The organism is Agrobacterium sp. YIC 4121, assembly GCF_002008205.1.
Taxonomy (GTDB): domain Bacteria; phylum Pseudomonadota; class Alphaproteobacteria; order Rhizobiales; family Rhizobiaceae; genus Agrobacterium; species Agrobacterium leguminum.
On record NZ_MRDI01000003.1, the window covers coordinates 177,007 to 197,020 of the forward strand.

Sequence of the window (20,014 nt, forward strand, 5' to 3'; positions counted from 1 at the left end):
AACGACGGGACGACAGACAAGGCAGGGTCAGGGCATTTCAGCCCGGCACTGATGGGGAAAGAGATGCAGGGCCTTTTTTTCGAAACGGATAACGGCGTGCGGTATGTTCTGCGCGCGCTGGTTGTTCTTCTGGGTTTCTGGACGGCATGGCGCACGGGCAAGTCCGTGGCCGATGGCTGGGGCGGTTATACGCGGGTGGTTATCTATACGCTCGCTCTGGGTGTGGTGATGCGGTTTCTGCATCACGCGCTGTTCAACGGGCCGTTCATCAACGGCTTCTATTACGTGTTTGACGTCGTTCTTCTTCTGGTTTTTTCCAGCGTCGGTTTCCGCACGCGCCGGACGAGCCAGATGGTCAATAACTACTATTGGCTTTACGACCGGACATCGGCATTTTCCTACAAGAAGAAAGATTGACAGGCGGATTTTTCCGGCTGCACAATGCTCGTCAGAGTGGAACAGTTTCCTGTTCAGTGAAGGTGGGTACTGAACAGGTCCTTGCAATCAACCCATCCAAAGGAACTGGGAGTAAAGTAATGAAGAAGTCTCTTCTTTCCGCTGTTGCGCTGACCGCCATGGTCGCGTTTGGCGGTTCGGCCTGGGCCGATGTCGTGATCGCTGTCGGCGCACCGCTGACCGGCCCGAACGCTGCTTTCGGCGCTCAGATCCAGAAGGGTGCCGAACAGGCCGCGAAAGACATCAATGCCGCCGGCGGTATCAATGGCGAGCAGATCAAGATCGTGCTGGGCGACGACGTATCCGACCCCAAGCAGGGTATTTCGGTTGCCAACAAGTTCGTCGCTGACGGCGTGAAATTCGTTGTCGGTCACTTCAACTCCGGCGTTTCCATTCCGGCTTCTGAAGTTTACGCCGAAAACGGCATTCTCGAAATCACACCCGCCGCAACCAACCCGGTCTTTACCGAGCGCGGCCTTTGGAACACGTTCCGTACCTGCGGCCGTGACGACCAGCAGGGCGGCATTGCCGGCAAGTACCTGGCCGATCATTTCAAGGACGCCAAGGTCGCCATCATTCACGACAAGACGCCTTACGGTCAGGGCCTTGCCGATGAAACCAAGAAGGCTGCCAATGCCGCCGGCGTGACGGAAGTCATGTATGAAGGCGTCAACGTCGGCGACAAGGACTTCTCCGCGCTGATCTCCAAGATGAAGGAAGCCGGCGTTTCCATCATTTACTGGGGCGGCCTGCACACCGAAGCCGGCCTCATCATCCGCCAGGCGGCTGACCAGGGCCTGAAGGCCAAGCTCGTTTCGGGCGACGGTATCGTCTCGAACGAACTTGCTTCCATCGCCGGCGACGCCGTCGAAGGCACGCTCAACACCTTCGGCCCGGATCCGACACTGCGCCCGGAAAACAAGGAACTGGTAGAGAAGTTCAAGGCCGCCGGTTTCAACCCGGAAGCCTACACGCTCTACTCCTATGCCGCGATGCAGGCGATTGCCGGTGCGGCGAAGGCCGCCGGTTCCGTGGAGCCGGAAAAGGTTGCCGAGGCCCTGAAGTCCGGCACCTTCCCGACCGCGCTCGGCGACATCTCCTTCGACGAGAAGGGCGACCCGAAGCTTCCCGGCTACGTCATGTACGAATGGAAGAAGGGTCCGGACGGCAAGTTCACCTACATCCAGCAGGGCAGCTAAGCCCTTCTGCGACACCCTATCGAAGCCCGGCAGCGATGCCGGGCTTTTTGTTTGCGGTCTCGACGCGGGTTTGAGTTTGTTACCGTCTCGCAATTGCTCGAAAACCGCTGAAGCCCATTCTCCTGCCAGGGCGCTTCAGTCGATCCGCGTCAGAATAAAGTCCGCGCGTTCCTCTATGCCGGATTTCGGAAGCACGGAAATATCGTAACCAAGCTCGTCATAGTCGCGGAGCAAACGCTCATATTCCTCAATCGCCACGTCGAAGCCATGCTTGCGCTCGCTGTCGCCCCTGTAGATTTCCGGCCATGGCGGGGTGAGGAAGACCAGACGATTATAGCGGTGTGCAGCCCGCAGCGTCTCGATGAAGGCATCGCCATTTATATGGCGAAGCGCGGAGGCGGCGTCGATCAGGCCGCGATCGAAGAAGACCGGGCCTTCGGGCGGGGCTTTTTGCCGGTCTTCGAGCGCCATGGCGATGGCGCGGCGGGCAAAGGCTTCGATGTCGATCCACGGCAGGGCCGTGCCGCCATTGCGGGTTTCTTCGATGACGATGCGGCGGCCGGGCTCTTCCACGGTGGCGAAACCGCGCCGGGCAAGCTCGGCGAGAAGCGTGGATTTTCCGCCGCCGGAGCAGCCGGAAAGGATGATGAAACGGTCCATGGGAACGTCCTCCTTGTTGGGGATGCGGGGTATGTTTGATGGAATGGGTTGAGGCGTTGCCGCTTGTTTCTTCTCCCCGAGGGGGAGAAGGTGGCCCGAAGGGTCGGATGAGGGGGAAACGTTGCCGGATTTCGGAGAGCTAGCCCCCTCATCCCGCTGCCGCGGACTTCTCCCCCTCGGGGAGAAGAAACAAGGGGCCGCCGTTCGACCAATGAGCGGACGCTGCGCTCAAGCGGAAAATATATGTTGGCCGAACCTTACCACACTCAGCGTTGTCGTCACCCCTGATGCAGAATATGCGCCGCCTTCACGGCCGCCGATGCCCGGTTTTCCACCCCGAGCTTCACATAGATCTGCTCCAGATGCTTGTTCACGGTTCTCGCGGAAAGGCCAAGGATATCGCCGATATCGCGATTGGATTTGCCCTTCGCGATCCACAGCAGCACTTCCGATTCCCGGGCGGTGAGGGAAAAATGCTCGCGCAGCAGGTGGTCGCCGGATTTCTCATTGGCGGCGGTGAGGCGGAAAAGGAATTCATCCGGCCCCATGGCGCCGAGGAAGGACAGCTGCAGGGCGGGCCGCCCGGCCTCTGTGATCGTCAGCGGCACGTCGCGGCCGGTTTCCGCCGCCGCCCGTTCTGCGAGCCAGCGGCCGATATGGCTGGTGACGATCTCCATGCCGTCGTCGCGGCCGGTGGCGGCGTTGACGAGGCGCGTCGCTTGCGGCGTCGACCAGTGGATGGCGCCATTGGCGCGCACGGCGAGCAGGTGGCGGCCAGCGGCATCGAGCGCGACGCGGGCGCTTTGCGCCGAGCGGGCATTGGAAAGGTGCACGCGGATGCGGGCGCGCAGCTCGTCTATATTGATCGGCTTGGTCAGATAATCGACGCCGCCGGATTCGAGCGCCCGCACCACATGTTCGGTCTCCGTCAGCCCGGTCATGAAGATGACGGGCACCTGCGCCACCGCCGCATTGGCCTTCAGGCGGCGGCAGGTCTCGAAACCGTCCATGGCCGGCATGACGGCGTCGAGCAGGATGATATCGGGCGTGATGCGTTCGGCAATGTTGAGCGCGGCCTGGCCGGAGGTGGCGATGAGGGCGGAAAAGCCTGATTGTTCCAGCGCATCGGTGAGGAACCCCAGTGCTTCCGGGCTGTCATCCACCAGCAATACGATGTCTCTCGGGGCTGCCGCCGCCTGACCGCTCATGCCTTGCCGTCTCCCGTGTCGCTATCCGTAAACCGTTTGAGAAAATGCGCGTAACCGGCCAGATCGAAGGCCTGCACATAGGTGCCGAGCTCCTGCGTGAAGGGCAGGTTTTCCGTGTTGCGGGCAAGATCGGCGAGTTTCGCCTCGATGCCGCGTATGTAGCCTATTTCGCCGAGCCGCTGCAAATCCTGAATGTGAATTGCGCCGGGATGGACGATCTGCGCCACGGGCGGCGGCGATGGCGGGGGCGGCATATCCGCCTCGTAAATCCATTTCAGGCCGAGATGCACGGCAAGCCTGTCGCAGAGATGACGGATATCGACGGGCTTGGCGATGGCGTCATTGTGGTTGTCTTCTCCGGCACCCGCCACTGCCCCGTCGCCGATATTGGCCGAGAGCATGATGAGCGGGGCGGTCTGCCCGGCTTCACGCAGTTTCGTCACAAGCTGCCAGCCGGTCATGCCGGGCATGGAAATATCGATGAGGAAAAGGTCGGGCTTCACGCCTTCGATAAGCGTCAGGCATTCCGGCCCGCTCTGGGCGGTCAGCACCACGAAATCGAGCGGCACCAGCACCTGCCGCATCAGCTCGCGATGATCCTCATTGTCATCGACCACGACGATGGTGCGGCGCGGCCCGGAATAGGAGCGGATGGTCTTTTCCGCCGCCGGCGCCGTGCTTGGCCGGTGCACGGCAGACAGCATGAGGCGCACGCGGAAAGTGGAGCCTTCATCCTTTGCACTGGAAACGGAAATTTCGCCGCCGAGCGTATTGGTCAGAAGCCTTGTGATGGTCAGGCCGAGGCCGAGGCCCGGCATGGGGCGCACGCTGTCTGCCTCGCCGCGCTGGAAGGGCTCGTAGATGCGGGCGAGGTCTTTTTCGGCAATGCCGCGGCCGGTATCGGAGACGGTGAAGCTGGCCACCTGGCTGCGGTAACCAACATCGAAGGTGACGGCGCCCTCATCGGTGAATTTGATGGCGTTGGAGATGAGGTTGACGAGGATCTGCCGCAGCCGCTTTTCATCGGTGCGGACATATTGCGGCAGGGCGCGGGAGCGGTCGTGGCGGAACTCCAGCCCCTTGGCCTGCGCCTGCGGGCGGAACATGTCGACGATCTGGTCGAGGAAATCCTGAATATTGATCTCGTTGGAATAGACCTGCAGACGGCCGGCTTCGATCTTGGAAATATCGAGAAGCCCGTCGATCAGGCCGGACAGGTGATCGGCCGAGCGGCGGATGACCTTGATTGCCGATTGCCGGGGCGGGGGGATGGTGTCGTCGCGCTCGAGAATCTGGGCATAACCAAGAACCGCATTGAGCGGCGTGCGCAATTCATGGCTGAGGCCCACCACATACCGGCTCTTGGCGCGGTTGGCGGCCTCGGCCGTTTCCTTGGCGTCCTGAAGGGCGGCGTCAGTCTTTTTGTGGGCGGCGATTTCCTTGAGCAGCAATGTGTTCTGGCGCGAGGATTCTTCTTCCGCCACCACCCGGCTGTCATGGGCAAGCACGAGGAACCAGCAGACGATGCCGGCAATGACGGCGAAGACAAAAAATACGATGAGGATGGTGCGGTTCACCACATCGGCCGTTTCCGGCGAGGCGGTGCCGACCTGATGGGCGATCATCGCCAATATGCCGCCAATGGCGGTGACGGCAATCGCCGCGGCCATGCCGTAGCGTCCGAGCCGGGTGGCGAGTTTGGCCACCAGCTGATCCGGCAGGAATGATTTCGCGACGGTGGCGACCTGATAGTTCAGCTTCGCCTTCGGCTTGCACATATCATGGCAGCGGCTGTCAAGCGAGCAGCAGAGCGAACAGATCGGCGCGGCATAGGCGGGACACCAGGCCATGTCTTCCGGCTCGAAAGGGTGTTCGCAGATCGAGCAGGTGATGCTGCTTTCCTCACGCCACTTCTGGCGCGGCTTGCGGGCGAGATAAAATTTGCCCTTCGTGCCCCAGGCAATCAGCGGCGAGGCGATGAAGGCTACGATCAGTGTGAGATAGGGCGCGAGCGATGCGGCGAGCGGCCCGAAGGCGCCGAAATGCGCCATCAGCGCAATGGTCGCCGAAAGCGCCATGGAGCCGACGCCGACGGGGTTGATATCGTAAAGATGGGCACGCTTGAATTCGATGCCGGGCGGGGCAAGGCCAAGCGGCTTGTTGATGAAAAGATCGGCCGAGATGGTGCAGAGCCACGCCATGGCGATGATCGAAAAGATGCCGAGCGTTTCTTCCAGCAGCCGGTAAATGCCGAGTTCCATTAGAAGCAGCGCGATCGCCACGTTGAAGACCAGCCAGACGACGCGGCCGGGGTGGCTGTGGGTGAGCCGCGAGAAGAAGTTCGACCAGGCGAGCGAACCCGCATAGGCGTTCATGACGTTGATCTTCAGCTGCGAGACAACCACGAAGGCGACCATCAGCAGCATGGCGGCCGTCTCGTTGGGGATCATGTAACCGAAGGCGGTGAGATACATCTGCGCCGGATCGGCGGCGCGATCCACCGAGACGCCGGAACTGAAGGTGAGCACCACGAGGAAGGAGCCAGCGAGCAGCTTCGGCACGCCAACCACGACCCAGCCCGAGCCCGCCAGGAAAACTGCAATGCGGTGGCGCAGGCGGCTTTGCCCCTCGGCCGGCAGGAAGCGCAGGAAGTCCACCTGTTCACCGATCTGCGACATCAGCGCCAGAATGACGGCGGAAGCCGCGCCGAATTCCACGAGGTTGAAATCCGCTACCGTGCCGGGCGGGCCGGAGGCGTGGTGGATGCCGGCAAAGGCCCGCCACAGATCGTATTTTTCCCAGTCCATCAAAGCGATGAACACGAAGGGCAGGATGTTCAGCACGATCCAGAAGGGCTGGGTGATGATCTGGAAACGGCTGATGAGCCGCACGCCATGGGTGACGAGCGGAATGACCATGACGGCCGAGACGATGTAGCCGATCCACAGCGGAATGCCGAGCGCCAGTTCCAGCGCGCCGGACATGATCGACGCCTCGATGGCGAAGAGCATGAAGGTGAAGGCGGCATAAATCAGCGAGGTGATGGTGGAGCCGATATAACCGAAGCTTGCGCCGCGTGTCAGCAGATCGATATCGACGCCGTGGCGGATGGCGTAACGGCTGATCGGCAGGCCGACGGCCAGCATGGCGATGGCGGCGACGAGAATGGCGTAAAAGGCGTTGGTGGTGCCGTAGGAGAGCGTGATGGCGCCGCCGATGGCTTCCAGCGCCAGAAAGGAAATCGCGCCGATGGCGGTGTGGGAAATGCGGTTGGAGGAAAATTGCCGGGCGCTCTTGGCGGTAAAACGCAGCGCATAATCTTCCAGCGTCTGGTTGGCGACCCAGCGGTTATATTCGCGCCTGACGGGGATGATGCGTTGCCGTGCCGCCATACCTATTGAGCGCCTTTCCGCAACGGGCCTCTCACAGCCGCACCGACATGCCGCCATCCACCGTCAGCACATGGCCGTTGACGAAGGAGGCTGCGTCGCTCGCCAGAAACAGGGCAGCACCGGCAATCTCATCCGGCCGGCCCCAGCGCTGCAGCGGCACCCGCAGTTTGGCGAAGGCCACCATCTCAGGATTTTCGGCAAGGGCGGCATTGGTTTCGGTGGCGAACATGCCAGGTGCGATGGCGTTGCTGGTGATGCCGCGTGCGCCATATTCCACGGCAATCGCCCGCATCAGGCCGGTCAGCCCCTGTTTGGCGACGGGATAGATGGCATCCCCCGGCCGGACGATATGGCCGAGAATCGAGGTGATGGTGATGATGCGGCCGTAACCATTGGTGTTCATGGCCTCCGCGGCATCCCGCGACAGAGAGATGGAGGAGGTGAGATCGGTGCGGATCAGTTCCAGCACGTCCTCGTCGCTGAATTCAGCAAGCGGGCGGCGGTCGCGCGCGCCGACATTGTTGACGAGGATATCGAGGTGGCCGAACTCGTCCATGATATGGCGAACAAGGGCGCTGCCGGCTGCCGTATCGGCAATATCGAAGGCGGCGTAATCGGCCTTGGCGCCGGCATTGCGCAACGTGTCGACCGCCTGTTCCAGCGTTTCGGCATTGCGGCCGGTCAGCCACACATGGGCGCCCGCTTCGGCAAAGGCGCTGGCGATTTCGAAGCCAAGGCCGCGGCCGCTGCCGGTGATGACGGCGGTGCGGTTTTCGAGAGAGAATTTCTGGAGAATGCCCATCGCTCACCTTCTTGCTTGACGTGCCGAAACTTGGAGTTCGCGAAGGAAGAATATGCCGCGTGGGGAAGAGAGCGAAAGGTCGCCCGTCCGGCCCGGCTGTTCGGTGGACAGAAAAATGGCGTCGCCCGGTTCGGGCGACGCCATCAGTTCGATATCAGGCAGCAGCCGACTTTGCGAGCGGCACTTCTGCGATCGTCTTCAGAACGACGGAAGCGATCTGGTAAGGGCAGCCCTGCGAGTTCGGACGACGGTCTTCGAGGTAACCCTTGTAACCGTTGTTGACGAAGGAATGCGGAACGCGGATCGAAGCACCACGGTCAGCAACGCCGTAGGAGAACTTGTTCCACGGAGCGGTTTCGTGCTTGCCGGTCAGGCGCAGGTGGTTGTCCGGACCGTAAACGTCGATGTGCTCTTTCCAGTTCTTGGCGAAAGCGGCCATGAGGGCTTCGAAATATTCCTTGCCGCCAACTTCGCGCATGAACTTGGTGGAGAAGTTGCAATGCATGCCCGAACCGTTCCAGTCGGTGTCGCCGAGCGGCTTGCAATGGAATTCGACGTCGATGCCGTACTGTTCGCAAAGACGCAGCAGCAGGTAACGGGCGATCCAGATCTGGTCGGCGGCGCGCTTGGAGCCCTTGCCGAATACCTGGAATTCCCACTGGCCCTTGGCCACTTCGGCATTGATGCCTTCGTGGTTGATGCCGGCTTCGAGGCAGAGATCGAGGTGCTCTTCAACGATTTCGCGGGCAACCGAACCGACATTCTTGAAGCCGACGCCGGTGTAATAAGGACCCTGCGGAGCCGGGTAACCCTGTTCCGGGAAGCCGAGCGGGCGGCCGTCCTGGTAGAAGAAGTATTCCTGCTCGAAGCCGAACCATGCATCTTCGTCGTCGAGGATGGTTGCGCGGCTGTTCGACGGATGCGGGGTGACGCCATCGGGCATCATGACTTCGCACATGACGAGTGCACCATTGGAGCGGGCCGGGTCGGGATAGATCGCGACGGGCTTCAGCACGCAATCCGACGAGTGGCCTTCGGCCTGCTGCGTGGACGAGCCATCAAAGCCCCAAAGCGGCAGCTGCTCGAGTGTGGGGAATTCGTCGAATTCCTTGATCTGGGTCTTGCCGCGCAGGTTGGGGACCGGCTTGTATCCGTCCAGCCAGATGTACTCGAGTTTGAACTTAGTCATTACGAACCTCTCATAGGTAACAATGCGAAGCCTTGAGGCCTCCCGTGGCTTTGGCCACCGAAGCGCATTCGCGTTCAAGGGCTGACCCCTTAGATGCATGCCGCGTGCCAGATTGGCGATATCGGGCGATTTTTTCGAAAAATCTTTCAGGGGCGCTGTCGCCCAGGAGCCCGGATATCGCGGGCGGATGGTTCTATTGCACTGCGGAAGGCAAATTCACCCCTCATGTTTCATCATTGAATCCTGATAGATAGCCGGCGTCTGCCGGTGAGATGCCCTGCTGCGGTGCAATGATTTCGGTTGCGCGCGAGGGATTGGCATTTGCCCCAAAAACCGGCGCTTTCGGAATGGTTTTTCTTGTAGATGAGACGAATAATGCCTATATTTTTCGCAAGGTGATTTTTTTTTAGTCAAACGGAGCGAATCTGGGCTCTAAGGGTTTGCTCCATACATAAAGTGCTTCGATGCAAACAGAGTGAGATGACCGAAATGGCGACTGGCTTTCATCGTGAGACGGCAACGATCTATCAATTCCCGATTGGCGGGCGCGCGGGCGTGTCCAAATTCCGCAACAGCGGGCTGAGTGACCTCGAGCGCGAGGCGCGCGAGCCGCATGTGGATTTCGGCTCGTGGTACCACGACGAGGCGATCCGCGACGAAGAGCGGAACGACAAGCCGCATTCCTGATGTGAGACCGTGCCGTGCATTTCTTCTCCCCGCCGGGGAGAAGGTGGCCCGAAGGGTCGGATGAGGGGGCTAGCTCACCGAATACCTTTAACCTTGCCCCCTCATCCCGCTGCCGCGGACTTCTCCCCCTCGGGGAGAAGAAACCAGCGGAGACGTTTCCCTCCACATAGGCAGTTCCGCGCGGGACGCTAATCTAGCACCCCCTCGTGCATCTTTCGCCACCCCGCCTACGTCAATTGACGTATACGGTTTCGCTCTCACGAGATCGATAGTCCCTCCCAGCAGCGGCCGCAGATGCCGCTGAGCCTCCACGAGAGGCCAAACAAGGAGAGGGGTTCTTCCAATGATATTCCGCAAGACGCTCAGTGCCGCGCTGCTTGGCGCGATCCTGTCCACCACCGCCTTCCATGGCGCTTTTGCCGCTGACGACACCATCAAGGTCGGCGTGCTGCATTCGCTGTCCGGCACCATGGCCATTTCAGAAACGACGCTGAAGGACGCCATGCTGATGCTCATCGACGAGCAGAACAAGAAGGGCGGCGTGCTCGGCAAGAAACTTGAAGCCGTGGTGGTCGATCCGGCCTCCGACTGGCCGCTGTTCGCCGAAAAGGCTCGTCAGCTGATTTCGCAGGACAAGGTCGCCGCCGTTTTCGGCTGCTGGACATCCTCCTCGCGCAAATCCGTTCTGCCTGTTTTCGAGGAACTGAACTCGATCCTGTTCTATCCGGTTCAGTACGAGGGTGAAGAATCCTCGCGCAACATCTTCTACACGGGTGCAGCACCCAACCAGCAGGCCATTCCGGCCGTAGACTACCTTGCCAATACAGAAGGCGTCGAGCGCTGGGTTCTGGCCGGCACGGACTATGTCTATCCGCAGACCACCAACAAGATCCTGAAGGCCTACCTGATGTCGAAGGGCGTCAAGGAAGAGGACATCATGATCAACTACACGCCGTTCGGTCATTCCGACTGGCAGACGATCGTGTCCGACATCAAGAAATTCGGTTCGGCCGGCAAGAAGACCGCCGTGGTCTCCACCATCAACGGCGACGCCAACGTGCCTTTCTACAAGGAACTGGCGAACCAGGGCATCAAGGCTGAAGACATTCCCGTCGTCGCCTTCTCGGTCGGTGAAGAAGAACTGGCCGGTCTCGATACCGCACCGCTGGTCGGCCACCTTGCCGCCTGGAACTATTTCCAGTCCGTGGATGCGCCGGTCAATGCCGAATTCATCAAGACCTGGCATGCCTTTACCAAGAACGACAAGCGCGTGACCAATGACCCGATGGAAGCCGCCTATATCGGCTTCAACGCCTGGGTAAAGGCTGTGGAATCCGCCGGCACGACGGATACGGACAAGGTTCTCGACTCGATTATCGGCGTTTCCGTGCCGAACCTTTCGGGCGGCTACTCCACCGTCATGCCGAACCACCACATCACCAAGCCGGTGCTGATCGGCGAAATCCAGGCCGACGGCCAGTTTGAAATCGTGCAGCAGACGCCGCAGGTCGTGGGTGACGAGTGGTCGGATTATCTGCCGGATTCGAAGGATCTGATCTCGGACTGGAGGAAGCCGATGTCCTGCGGCAACTTCAATGTGGCCAGTGGGAAGTGCGGCGGCAAGGGTAGCTGATTAGCGGAAGCGGTTGCCGCCCCGGTTGTTGGGGGCGGTTTTCTCATTGGAAACTGAACAAGAATTACCCCCCTCTGCCCTGCCGGGCATCTCCCCCTCAAGGGGGGAGATCGACCTGCGGCGAGGGCCCGCCCATCTCAGAGTTCGAGAATGGAAATGGCGGGAAAGCATCTTGCCGATCTCCCCCCTTGAGGGGGAGATGCCCGGCAGGGCAGAGGGGGGTGAAGCCGCATATTCAGGTCGCGCCAAATTCAAACGCCCTGTCGTAAAACGCCCAAGGAACCCGACATGACGATCCGATCTTTTCTCGGAGCCATCTTCCTCTGGCTCACCCTGGGGATCGCAGCCCAATCCTTCGCGCAAAGCGAGCCGAAGGCGCTGATCGACCAGCTCGGCACGGCGGATTTCAAGCAGGCCGAAGTGCTGATCGGGCAGATTGCCGCCACGGGCGATGCGCGTGTCGTGCCGGCGCTCGAGGCTTTTGCGGCGGGCGATCTTTACGTGCGCAAGGCCGACAATCTGGTTTTCATGACGAAGCCGGCAGGTTCCAATTTTACGCTGATCGACCCGCTGACGGGCGAAAGTGCGGGTGAAGCGCCGAAGGCGGCCGTCAGCAAGATCAAGGTCAACAATAATCTGCGCCGCGTCATCCGCGCCGCTCTTGGCGGCCTGACCCTGCTCAGCCCGGAAAAATCCGTGCGGATTTCCGCGGCAGACGCCGTTCTGAAAGCGCCGAGCGCCGAAAATCTCGAATTGCTGGAAGCGGCCATCGCCAAGGAGGCCGATACTGAGGTGCGGACCCGGATGGAGGAGGCGCGGGCTGTCTCGCTGCTCTCCTCCGAACGGTCAATCGAACAGAAAAAAGAGGCAATCGCCACCATCAAGAGCCTTGGCGGGCGCGATGCCATCGGCATTCTGATGGCGGCCTCATCGTCGGTGGATCAGAGCCTGAAACCGGATATCGACAGCGCCATATCGAGCATCGAAAGCTCCCTTGCCTTCTGGGACTATGCGCAGAATGTCTGGTACGGCCTGTCGCTCGGTTCCGTGCTTTTGCTCGCCGCCATCGGCCTTGCCATCACCTTCGGCGTCATGGGCATCATCAACATGGCGCATGGCGAGATGGTGATGATCGGCGCCTATTCCACCTTCATGGTGCAGGAGGTGATCCGCACGCATTTCCCCGGCCTGTTCGACTGGTCGCTCGCCATCGCTCTGCCCGCTGCCTTTCTGGTGACGGCCTTTGTCGGCCTCGTGATGGAGCGCGGCGTCATTCGTTTCCTTTACGGGCGGCCGCTCGAAACGCTTCTTGCCACCTGGGGCATCTCGCTCATCCTGCAACAGGGCGTGCGCTCCATCTTCGGCCCCACCAATCGGGAAGTCGGCAGCCCGAGCTGGATGTCCGGCTCCTTCAGCGTCGGTTATCTCAATTTCACCTGGAACCGGGTGTGGATCGTCTGCTTCTCGCTGTCGGTATTCTTCGCGCTGCTGGTTCTCCTGAAGCGCTCCGCCTTCGGGTTGCAGATGCGCGCCGTGACGCAGAACCGCCGCATGGCCTCTTCCATGGGCATCCGTACGCCGTGGGTGGATGCCTTTACCTTCGCGCTTGGTTCGGGCGTTGCCGGTCTTGCCGGTGTGGCGCTGTCGCAGATCGACAATGTCTCGCCCAATCTCGGCCAGAGCTACATCATCGACAGTTTCATGGTGGTGGTGTTCGGCGGTGTCGGCAATCTCTGGGGAACGCTGGTTGGCGCCCTGTCTCTCGGCGTGCTCAACAAGTTCCTTGAGCCGACGGTGGGCGCCGTACTTGGCAAGATCCTCGTGCTCGTTCTCATCATCCTGTTCATCCAGAAGCGGCCGCGCGGTCTCTTCGCACTCAAGGGAAGGGCGATCGAAGCATGATTACCGGCTTCCTCCTGCGCGCGCTCGACCGCCGCATTTCCATCGCCATCGGCATCATTCTGGCCATCGCCGTGCTGGTGCCAGCCTCCAACCTGCTGCTGCCGGCCGACAGCGCGTTCCGCATTCCGACCTATATCATGTCGATGCTCGGCAAATATCTGGCCTATGCGCTGCTCGCGCTCGCGCTCGATCTCGTCTGGGGCTATTGCGGCATTCTCTCGCTCGGCCATGCCGCCTTCTTCGCGCTCGGCGGTTATGCCATGGGCATGTATCTGATGCGGCAGATCGGCACGCGCGGGGTTTACGGCCATCCGGTGCTGCCCGATTTCATGGTGTTCCTCAACTGGAAGGAACTGCCGTGGTTCTGGCAAGGCTTCGACATGTTCTGGTTTGCGGCGCTGATGGTGCTTATCGTGCCGGGGCTGCTGGCCTTCGTGTTCGGCTGGTTCGCCTTCCGCTCGCGCGTCAACGGCGTTTATCTCTCCATCATCACCCAGGCCATGACCTATGCGCTGCTGCTTGCCTTCTTCCGCAACGACATGGGTTTCGGCGGCAATAATGGGCTCACCGATTTCAAGGATATTCTCGGCTTTTCCGTGCAGGCGGATGGCACGCGCGCCGTGCTCTTTGCCATGACGGCGGTGATGCTGGCGATCTCGCTGCTGATCGCCTCCGGCATCGTCAATTCCAAATTCGGCAAGGTGCTGGTGGGCGTGCGCGATGCCGAAAGCCGGGTACGCTTCCTCGGTTTCCGGGTGGAAAACATCAAGCTTTTCACCTTTGTCGTGTCGGCCATGATGGCGGGCATTGCCGGGGCGCTGTTCGTACCGCAGGTGGGCATCATCAATCCCGGCGAATTTTCGCCCGCCAACTCCATCGAAGTGGTGGTGTGGACGGCGGTGGGCGGGCGCGGCACGCTGATCGGGCCGATCATCGGGGCGCTGCTGGTCAACGGCGGGAAAAGCTATTTCACCGGCGCTTTCCCGGAATTCTGGCTGTTTGCGCTGGGTGGGCTGTTCATCGCGGTGACGCTGTTCTTCCCCAAGGGCATCGTCGGCACGCTGCAACACTATCTGGCCCGGCGGCGCGAAAAGCGGGTCGCGCTTGCGGCAGCCGACGCCCAGCCGGGCAATGACAGCGGCTCGACAGTGGCGCAACAGGCGGCGGAGTGAGGCGGACATGAACACGATTTCCGAAAACAGAACCAAAAGCCTGCTTTATCTTGACGGCGTCTCGGTGTCCTTCGATGGTTTCAGGGCGCTCAATTCCCTCTCCTTCGTGGTGGAACCCGGTGAGCTGCGCGCCATTATCGGCCCGAATGGGGCTGGCAAGACGACGATGATGGATATCATCACCGGCAAGACAAGGCCGGATACGGGCACGGTGCTGTTCGAAGACAGCATCGACCTCACCAAAAAGGACGAGGCGGATATCGCCCAGCTCGGCATCGGCCGGAAGTTCCAGAAACCAACGGTGTTTGAAAGCCATACCGTCTGGGACAATCTGGAACTGGCGCTCAACCGCAAGCGCGGCGTGTTCGCGACGCTGTTTTACCGGCTGACGGAGCAAGACAAAGCCCGCATCGAGGAAATCCTCGCCACCGTGCGCCTCGGTCACCGCCGCGGCGATCTCGCCGCCAACCTCTCGCACGGCCAGAAACAATGGCTGGAAATCGGCATGCTCTTGGCGCAGGAGCCGAAGCTGCTGCTGGTGGATGAGCCGGTGGCCGGCATGACGGATGCGGAAACGGCCGAAACCGCCGTGCTTTTGAAGGAAATCGCCAAGACCCGTTCGGTGGTGGTGGTGGAACACGACATGGGTTTCATCCGCGAACTGGGGGTGAAGGTGACGTGCCTTGCCGAAGGCTCGGTGCTGGCTGAAGGGTCGATTGATTTCGTGTCGAACGATCCGAAGGTGATTGAGAATTATCTGGGGCGGTGATGGTGTTGTTTGCGTTCGCCATACCCCCCTCTGCCCTGCCGGGCATCTCCCCCTCAAGGGGGGAGATCGGCAAGCGGCGAAAACTCTGCCCATGGAACGGGCGGGTGCGGCATCTGATCTCTCCCCTTGAGGGGGAGATGCCCGGCAGGGCAGAGGGGGGTAACGCCGCCCACTATACCGCCAATGGAGTTTCATCATGCTGAACGTCGAAAACATCAACCTCCATTACGGCGCAGCCCAAGCGCTCCGCGGCGTTTCGCTGACGGCGGAGATGGGCAAGATCACCTGCGTCCTCGGCCGCAACGGGGTGGGCAAAAGCTCGCTGCTGCGGGCCGTTACCGGCCAGCACGCCATCAGCGCCGGGACGATCAGCTTTGAAGGGACGGCGCTTGATGGGCTGGCGCCTTACCACCGGGCCAAGCGCGGCGTCGGCTACGTGCCGCAGGGGCGCGAGATTTTTCCGCTGCTCAGCGTGCAGGAGAATCTCGAAAGCGGCTATGCGCCGCTGCCGCGTAAGGAACGGTTCATTCCCGACGATATTTTCAGCCTGTTTCCGGTGCTGCAATCCATGCTGGGAAGGCGCGGCGGCGATCTCTCCGGCGGCCAGCAGCAGCAGCTCGCCATCGGCCGGGCGCTGGTGACGCGGCCGAAAATCCTCGTTCTCGACGAGCCGACCGAGGGTATTCAGCCGTCGATCATCAAGGATATCGGCCGGGCGATCAAATATCTGCGCGATTCCACCGGCATGGCGATCCTGCTGGTCGAGCAATATCTGGATTTCTGCCGCGAGCTTGCCGATTACGTCTATATCATGGACCGCGGTGAAATCGTGCATCAGGGGCTGGCCGAAACGCTGGATACGCCGGAAGCGCGGCGTCACCTGACAGTATAAATCGAGACTAAAAATGCCGCACGCCGATCACGGCGTGCAAACGGCCGATTAATATTTTGAAAGCCTATGCGTCTCGACATGGCTTTCATGCGCAATTTTAGCATTTCATTGAATAAAAGCCTGTGATATTGGCAGCGAAAATGCTGCATGCGAGACACAGGAAAAGTCTATTCGCACGCTGCGACAGTTGATCCCTTACATTCCCCGCACGTCCGACGTATCGTCGGGAAAACCGTGCCCAATAAAGGCGTGTCAATGAATCAAGACTTTGCCATTGGCCGGGCCGCCCGGCTGTTCCGCTCCGCCCGCACCCTTTTTCTGGGTCTTGCGATGTGCGCGAGCGCCGGTGTCGCAGCGTCGGCATCGACCTGCGGTCAGTTGCCCGGACACGGCATGGAGCCGGGCAGGCATGATTTTTCCATTCTTTCCAACGGTGAAAAACGCGACGGAGTCTATTTTGTTCCCTCGGCCTATGACGGAAAAAAGCCGCTGCCCGTGGTGTTCGATTTCCATGGCTCCAACAGCAATCCGCATGGCCAGCTGAACCGCAGCGGCTGGGACAAGCTGGCCGAACGTGACGGTCTGGTGGTGGTGGCGCTGGCCGGCAGCCTGAATGGCGAATTGCCCGGCACCCATGCCTGGAATGTTCCCGGTGTTACCAAGCGTCCGGGCGGGCTGGACGAGGTCGGTTTCATCCGCGATGCCATCACCATGGTGAAGGGCAAGTTCTGCGTGGATGAGGAGCGTTTTTACGGTTCCGGTTATTCCGGTGGCGGGCGCATGCTCTCGCAATTCATCTGCAATGGCAGCGCGGATTTCACCGCTGCCGGTTTCGTCGCCTCGCTGCGCGCGGGTTATCCGCTGGAGACCGACGGCAAATGGGGACCGGATGCGGCAAGCTGCACGCCGGCGCGGCCGATGTCGATCATCGCCTTTGCCGGCTTGAAGGATCCCGCCAACCCCTATCAGGGCGGCGGCAAGTCCTATTGGCAATATGGCGGCGAGACGGCGCTGAAGCGCTGGGCCGAGATGGACGGCTGCAAGGGCGCCGCCAAAAGCAAGGTGGGCGAAAGTTTCACCGTCAATTCCTATGATGTCTGCAAGGCCGGCGCACGCATTCAGTCCTATGTCATCAACGACTGGGACCACGCCTGGCCGCGCGCCACCATGAAGGCGGAAGTGCTGGCCGCAAGCGCCGTCGTTACCCGCAAACCGGGTGGCGAACAGACGCCGAAGGCGGAACCGGCCGTGGAGCGCAAGATGCCCACAGGCGAAGTGACGCGCACGGTTGATGCGGCGGAAAGAATGTGGGATTTCTTCCGCAATACGGAAGGGCAGCTGGTCGTGGATGCCGTCGTCAAGAAGGATTGCGGCGCAAAGGCCTCATCCGCTTCCGCAACCGCTTCGGAGACCGCGTGCAGCCAGAACAGCAAGCCATCGGCCCTTCCGGTCGCCAAGACGCTCAACCTGTCCGGCAGCAGCGCGCCCGTGGCAGAGGACGCATTGTAACCAAAGCGGTTGAAGGGCGCAGCCGGCTGGAGGAACTGTTCCAGGAAGGCTGCGCCAAAATCCGCCTGCCGGAAACCTTTTCGAACGAAGCCGAAGCCATTCTCATCAATTCCTCCGGCGGCCTGACCGGCGGAGACGAACTTGAATGGCAGGCGGTTGCCGGCGCCGGCACCTCGCTGGTCGTGACCACGCAGGCCTGCGAGAAGGTCTACAAGGCATCCTCCGGCACAGCCACCGTTACCGCCCGGGTTTCCGCCGGGCCGGGCGCCAGATTGCACTGGCTGCCGCAGGAAACAATCCTTTTCGACCGCGCCTCGCTGACCCGCCGACTGGAAGCCGATCTCGACCAGTCTTCCGAATTCATCGCCGTCGAAGCCGTGCTGCTCGGTCGCCAGGCCATGGGCGAGGCGATGGCGCATGGTCTTTTCCGCGACCGCTGGCGCATTCGCCACGGCGGCAAGCTGGTGCATGCCGAAGAGCTTCTGCTGGAAGGCGAGGTGGCGGCCCTGACCGCGAAACCGGCGGTTCTGGCCGGTCAGGTCGCCTTTGCGACGCTGCTTTATATCGGGCCTCTCTCCGAGGCGCTTCTGCCTAAAATCCGGGCTATTGCCGGGGAAAGCGGCGGCGCCAGCGAATGGCAGGGCAAGCTTGTCGTTCGCGTCTCTGCCGCCGATGGTTTCTCCTTGAGAAAATTGCTTTTTCCGATCATTTCGCTCTTGCGAAACGGCGCGCCAGTGCCGAAAGTCTGGAATCTGTAAACCCTTCGGATCGTCGGCAACCGGCGGCCTTCGGGGTCTGTCAACATGTCGGATCTGCTTGCCGCAACCATGCTTGCGGAACAGGTTCCAAGCTGCGGGACCACGATGAACCTTAGCCCAAGAGAAAAAGACAAGCTGCTGATTTCCATGGCCGCCATGGTGGCGCGCCGCCGGCTGGAACGCGGCGTGAAGCTGAACTATCCCGAAGCGATTGCGCTGATTACCGATTTCGTGGTCGAGGGCGCCCGCGACGGCCGTGCCGTGGCGGAGCTTATGGAAGCGGGCGCGCATGTCATTTCCCGTGATCAGGTGATGGATGGCATTGCCGAGATGATCCACGATGTGCAGGTGGAAGCGACGTTTCCCGATGGCACCAAGCTGGTGACCGTTCACGAACCGATACGGTGAGGTGGCGAATATGGCGCTGGAGCTTCGGCCCAATTGCGAATGCTGCGACCGCGATCTTGCTCCCGACAGCCGGGATGCGATGATCTGCTCGTTCGAATGCACCTTCTGCGTCGATTGCGTGACCGATGTGCTTCACGGCGCCTGCCCGAATTGCGGCGGTGAGCTGGTTCGCAGGCCCGTTCGCCCGGCGGCGAAACTCGTCAATAATCCCGCGTCGACACGGCGGGTCCTGAAGGCCGAAGGCTGCACGGCGGCCAAAGTTGCTTGAGACAAAAGGGGAAATACCATGAAACCCGGCGAAATCATTGCCGCAGAGGGCAGCATCGAACTCAATGCCGGCCAGCCGACCGTGACCATCGAAGTCGCCAATTCGGGCGACCGGCCGGTGCAGGTGGGCAGCCACTATCATTTCTTCGAGACCAATGCGGGTCTTCTCTTTGACCGCGACAAGGCGCGCGGCATGCGCCTTGATATTCCCGCCGGCACGGCGGTTCGTTTCGAACCCGGCCAGAAGCGGGAAGTGACGCTGGTGCCGCTTTCCGGCAAGCGCGAGGTTTACGGTTTCCGTCAACAGGTCATGGGGAGGTTATGAAATGGCGACGGCGCATTATCATGGAAGCTGCCAGTGCGGCGATGTGAGCTTTGAGGTCGACGCCGATCTCGATCATACCATCATCTGCAATTGTTCGCGCTGCAAGCGCCTGGGTTCCACACTGGCCTTCGCGCCGCGTGAGAGATTCACGCTGCTTTCCGGCGAGGACAAGCTGGCGGAATATCTCTTCAACAAACACAAGATCCATCATCTTTTCTGCTCCACCTGCGGCATCGAGAGCTTTGCTTATGCCGATGGTCCGGATGGAACGCCGATGGTGGCGGTAAACGCCAATTGTCTCGATGGTGTCGATCCCCGGGCGCTAAAGCCGCAGGCTTTCGATGGCGCGGCGGCCTGAGCGATGGAGATGAGCCGAAAAAACGTCCTTCTGGCGACCGTGCTTCTCTGCGCGACCGCCGGCCTGTCCATGCCGGCCGCCGCACAGGGCGAGCCGGATTGCAAGGCCCCGCAGACGCAGGCGGACATGACCATCTGCGCCGGCAAGGATTACGAAAAGGCCGACAAGCAGTTGAACGTCGAATATCAGAAGCTGCGCAAGCTGCTCACCGAGCGCGACAAGACGGCGGATGCAGACGGTAAGGGTGCGACCGACGCGCTGGTGACCGCCCAGCGTGCCTGGGTAGCGTTTCGTGACGCCAATTGCGCGCTTTCAGGCTTTCAGGCCCGCGGCGGCTCGATGGAACCGATGCTGATTTCCTCCTGCCTCGCCGAGATGAGCGGCAAGCGGGCGGAAGAATTGCGTCAGTTGTCGGAAGGTTTCTGAAC

At 61.0% G+C, this 20,014-nt stretch carries 20 protein-coding genes and 2 pseudogenes; 15 read left to right on the plus strand and 7 right to left on the minus strand.

The genetic code is table 11. From position 1 onward, the window contains the following. Positions 1–63 precede the first annotated feature (63 nt). Together BTE54_RS05070 and BTE54_RS05075 are read left to right on the plus strand one after the other, a co-directional pair. On the plus strand, positions 64–417 hold the full coding sequence (locus BTE54_RS05070; RefSeq protein WP_003522917.1) for a DUF6867 family protein: 354 nt from the start codon (positions 64–66) through the stop codon (positions 415–417). Between the two features lie 119 nt (positions 418–536). Continuing rightward, the gene (locus BTE54_RS05075) at positions 537–1,655 is read left to right on the plus strand and encodes a branched-chain amino acid ABC transporter substrate-binding protein (RefSeq protein ID WP_004430064.1); all 1,119 of its coding nucleotides are present in this window, start codon (positions 537–539) and stop codon (positions 1,653–1,655) included. A gap of 135 nt (positions 1,656–1,790) precedes the next feature. Here BTE54_RS05075 and BTE54_RS05080 read toward each other — a convergent pair whose 3' ends face one another. The 5 genes from BTE54_RS05080 to BTE54_RS05100 all read right to left on the minus strand — a co-directional run bounded on the left by BTE54_RS05080 (position 1,791) and on the right by BTE54_RS05100 (position 8,906). Next, a complete protein-coding gene (locus BTE54_RS05080) occupies positions 1,791–2,315 on the minus strand; it encodes an AAA family ATPase (RefSeq protein WP_078051681.1) in 525 nt (174 codons plus the stop codon). A gap of 278 nt (positions 2,316–2,593) precedes the next feature. Further along, entirely contained in the window at positions 2,594–3,523 is a 930-nt protein-coding gene (locus tag BTE54_RS05085; protein WP_065656763.1) for a response regulator, read from the minus strand. Continuing rightward, on the minus strand, positions 3,520–6,915 hold the full coding sequence (locus BTE54_RS05090) for an ATP-binding protein (protein WP_078051682.1): 3,396 nt from the start codon (positions 6,913–6,915) through the stop codon (positions 3,520–3,522). The genes BTE54_RS05085 and BTE54_RS05090 overlap by 4 nt, the downstream gene beginning before the upstream one ends. Before the next feature lie 31 nt (positions 6,916–6,946). Further along, entirely contained in the window at positions 6,947–7,717 is a 771-nt protein-coding gene (locus BTE54_RS05095; protein ID WP_078051683.1) for an SDR family oxidoreductase, read from the minus strand. A 154-nt stretch (positions 7,718–7,871) separates the two neighbouring features. After that, on the minus strand, positions 7,872–8,906 hold the full coding sequence (locus BTE54_RS05100) for a glutamine synthetase beta-grasp domain-containing protein (protein ID WP_065656766.1): 1,035 nt from the start codon (positions 8,904–8,906) through the stop codon (positions 7,872–7,874). A 480-nt stretch (positions 8,907–9,386) separates the two neighbouring features. Between BTE54_RS05100 and BTE54_RS05105 the strand changes: the two genes are divergently transcribed. Together BTE54_RS05105 and urtA are read left to right on the plus strand one after the other, a co-directional pair. After that, entirely contained in the window at positions 9,387–9,593 is a 207-nt protein-coding gene (locus BTE54_RS05105; protein WP_065656767.1) for a DUF2735 domain-containing protein, read from the plus strand. A gap of 343 nt (positions 9,594–9,936) precedes the next feature. Further along, complete coding sequence (gene urtA, locus BTE54_RS05110; RefSeq protein ID WP_035219970.1) at positions 9,937–11,226, plus strand: urea ABC transporter substrate-binding protein; 1,290 nt, start codon at positions 9,937–9,939, stop codon at positions 11,224–11,226. 63 nt (positions 11,227–11,289) lie between these two features. Here the strand turns inward: urtA and BTE54_RS25480 are convergent. After that, a pseudogene (locus BTE54_RS25480) lies at positions 11,290–11,457 on the minus strand (riboflavin biosynthesis protein RibD); the annotation flags it as partial. A gap of 57 nt (positions 11,458–11,514) precedes the next feature. Here BTE54_RS25480 and urtB point away from each other — a divergent pair. Genes urtB through urtD form a run of 3 tightly spaced genes read left to right on the plus strand, consistent with a single transcriptional unit; the run spans position 11,515 to position 15,069 of the window. After that, on the plus strand, positions 11,515–13,128 hold the full coding sequence (urtB, locus tag BTE54_RS05120; RefSeq protein ID WP_078051685.1) for an urea ABC transporter permease subunit UrtB: 1,614 nt from the start codon (positions 11,515–11,517) through the stop codon (positions 13,126–13,128). Further along, on the plus strand, positions 13,125–14,300 hold the full coding sequence (gene urtC / locus BTE54_RS05125; RefSeq protein WP_078051686.1) for an urea ABC transporter permease subunit UrtC: 1,176 nt from the start codon (positions 13,125–13,127) through the stop codon (positions 14,298–14,300). The genes urtB and urtC overlap by 4 nt, the downstream gene beginning before the upstream one ends. A gap of 7 nt (positions 14,301–14,307) precedes the next feature. Beyond that, the gene (gene urtD / locus BTE54_RS05130; RefSeq protein ID WP_078051687.1) at positions 14,308–15,069 is read left to right on the plus strand and encodes an urea ABC transporter ATP-binding protein UrtD; all 762 of its coding nucleotides are present in this window, start codon (positions 14,308–14,310) and stop codon (positions 15,067–15,069) included. 22 nt (positions 15,070–15,091) lie between these two features. Here the strand turns inward: urtD and BTE54_RS25485 are convergent. After that, positions 15,092–15,262: pseudogene (locus BTE54_RS25485) on the minus strand (propionyl-coenzyme A carboxylase alpha polypeptide); the annotation flags it as partial. A gap of 3 nt (positions 15,263–15,265) precedes the next feature. Between BTE54_RS25485 and urtE the strand changes: the two are divergent. From urtE to BTE54_RS05175, 8 genes are all read left to right on the plus strand, one after another. Beyond that, positions 15,266–15,961: an urea ABC transporter ATP-binding subunit UrtE gene (urtE, locus tag BTE54_RS05140; RefSeq protein ID WP_078051688.1), complete on the plus strand. Its 696-nt coding sequence runs from the start codon at positions 15,266–15,268 to the stop codon at positions 15,959–15,961. 255 nt (positions 15,962–16,216) lie between these two features. After that, a complete protein-coding gene (locus BTE54_RS05145) occupies positions 16,217–17,470 on the plus strand; it encodes a PHB depolymerase family esterase (protein ID WP_078051689.1) in 1,254 nt (417 codons plus the stop codon). Next, the gene (locus BTE54_RS05150; RefSeq protein WP_198939075.1) at positions 17,377–18,228 is read left to right on the plus strand and encodes an urease accessory protein UreD; all 852 of its coding nucleotides are present in this window, start codon (positions 17,377–17,379) and stop codon (positions 18,226–18,228) included. Before BTE54_RS05145 ends, BTE54_RS05150 begins: the two co-directional genes overlap by 94 nt. Before the next feature lie 105 nt (positions 18,229–18,333). Next, positions 18,334–18,636, plus strand: a complete 303-nt coding sequence (locus BTE54_RS05155) for an urease subunit gamma (protein WP_003520609.1) — start codon at positions 18,334–18,336, stop codon at positions 18,634–18,636. Positions 18,637–18,646: 10 nt separating this feature from the next. After that, positions 18,647–18,904 (plus strand): DUF1272 domain-containing protein, encoded by a 258-nt coding sequence (locus BTE54_RS05160; RefSeq protein ID WP_078051690.1) that lies wholly within the window; start codon positions 18,647–18,649, stop codon positions 18,902–18,904. 18 nt (positions 18,905–18,922) lie between these two features. Then, positions 18,923–19,228, plus strand: coding sequence for an urease subunit beta (locus tag BTE54_RS05165; RefSeq protein WP_020808767.1), 306 nt, complete (start codon positions 18,923–18,925; stop codon positions 19,226–19,228). 1 nt (position 19,229) lies between these two features. Continuing rightward, the gene (locus BTE54_RS05170) at positions 19,230–19,586 is read left to right on the plus strand and encodes a GFA family protein (protein ID WP_065655122.1); all 357 of its coding nucleotides are present in this window, start codon (positions 19,230–19,232) and stop codon (positions 19,584–19,586) included. 3 nt (positions 19,587–19,589) lie between these two features. After that, positions 19,590–20,012: a lysozyme inhibitor LprI family protein gene (locus BTE54_RS05175; RefSeq protein ID WP_161987849.1), complete on the plus strand. Its 423-nt coding sequence runs from the start codon at positions 19,590–19,592 to the stop codon at positions 20,010–20,012. Positions 20,013–20,014: the final 2 nt, after the last annotated feature.

What these genes read in the sequence shown, in the direction of transcription:
- BTE54_RS05100 (WP_065656766.1), bottom strand. Translation starts at nt 8,906, where the DNA reads ATGACTAAGTTCAAACTCGAGTACATCTGGCTGGACGGATACAAGCCG.
- urtE (WP_078051688.1), top strand. Translation starts at nt 15,266, where the DNA reads ATGCTGAACGTCGAAAACATCAACCTCCATTACGGCGCAGCCCAAGCG.
- BTE54_RS05160 (WP_078051690.1), top strand. Translation starts at nt 18,647, where the DNA reads ATGGCGCTGGAGCTTCGGCCCAATTGCGAATGCTGCGACCGCGATCTT.
- BTE54_RS05155 (WP_003520609.1), top strand. Translation starts at nt 18,334, where the DNA reads ATGAACCTTAGCCCAAGAGAAAAAGACAAGCTGCTGATTTCCATGGCC.
- BTE54_RS05105 (WP_065656767.1), top strand. Translation starts at nt 9,387, where the DNA reads ATGACCGAAATGGCGACTGGCTTTCATCGTGAGACGGCAACGATCTAT.
- urtA (WP_035219970.1), top strand. Translation starts at nt 9,937, where the DNA reads ATGATATTCCGCAAGACGCTCAGTGCCGCGCTGCTTGGCGCGATCCTG.
- BTE54_RS05175 (WP_161987849.1), top strand. Translation starts at nt 19,590, where the DNA reads ATGGAGATGAGCCGAAAAAACGTCCTTCTGGCGACCGTGCTTCTCTGC.
- BTE54_RS05080 (WP_078051681.1), bottom strand. Translation starts at nt 2,315, where the DNA reads ATGGACCGTTTCATCATCCTTTCCGGCTGCTCCGGCGGCGGAAAATCC.
- BTE54_RS05075 (WP_004430064.1), top strand. Translation starts at nt 537, where the DNA reads ATGAAGAAGTCTCTTCTTTCCGCTGTTGCGCTGACCGCCATGGTCGCG.
- BTE54_RS05090 (WP_078051682.1), bottom strand. Translation starts at nt 6,915, where the DNA reads ATGGCGGCACGGCAACGCATCATCCCCGTCAGGCGCGAATATAACCGC.
- BTE54_RS05165 (WP_020808767.1), top strand. Translation starts at nt 18,923, where the DNA reads ATGAAACCCGGCGAAATCATTGCCGCAGAGGGCAGCATCGAACTCAAT.
- BTE54_RS05095 (WP_078051683.1), bottom strand. Translation starts at nt 7,717, where the DNA reads ATGGGCATTCTCCAGAAATTCTCTCTCGAAAACCGCACCGCCGTCATC.
- urtC (WP_078051686.1), top strand. Translation starts at nt 13,125, where the DNA reads ATGATTACCGGCTTCCTCCTGCGCGCGCTCGACCGCCGCATTTCCATC.
- BTE54_RS05170 (WP_065655122.1), top strand. Translation starts at nt 19,230, where the DNA reads ATGGCGACGGCGCATTATCATGGAAGCTGCCAGTGCGGCGATGTGAGC.
- urtD (WP_078051687.1), top strand. Translation starts at nt 14,308, where the DNA reads ATGAACACGATTTCCGAAAACAGAACCAAAAGCCTGCTTTATCTTGAC.
- BTE54_RS05070 (WP_003522917.1), top strand. Translation starts at nt 64, where the DNA reads ATGCAGGGCCTTTTTTTCGAAACGGATAACGGCGTGCGGTATGTTCTG.
- BTE54_RS05145 (WP_078051689.1), top strand. Translation starts at nt 16,217, where the DNA reads ATGAATCAAGACTTTGCCATTGGCCGGGCCGCCCGGCTGTTCCGCTCC.
- BTE54_RS05085 (WP_065656763.1), bottom strand. Translation starts at nt 3,523, where the DNA reads ATGAGCGGTCAGGCGGCGGCAGCCCCGAGAGACATCGTATTGCTGGTG.
- urtB (WP_078051685.1), top strand. Translation starts at nt 11,515, where the DNA reads ATGACGATCCGATCTTTTCTCGGAGCCATCTTCCTCTGGCTCACCCTG.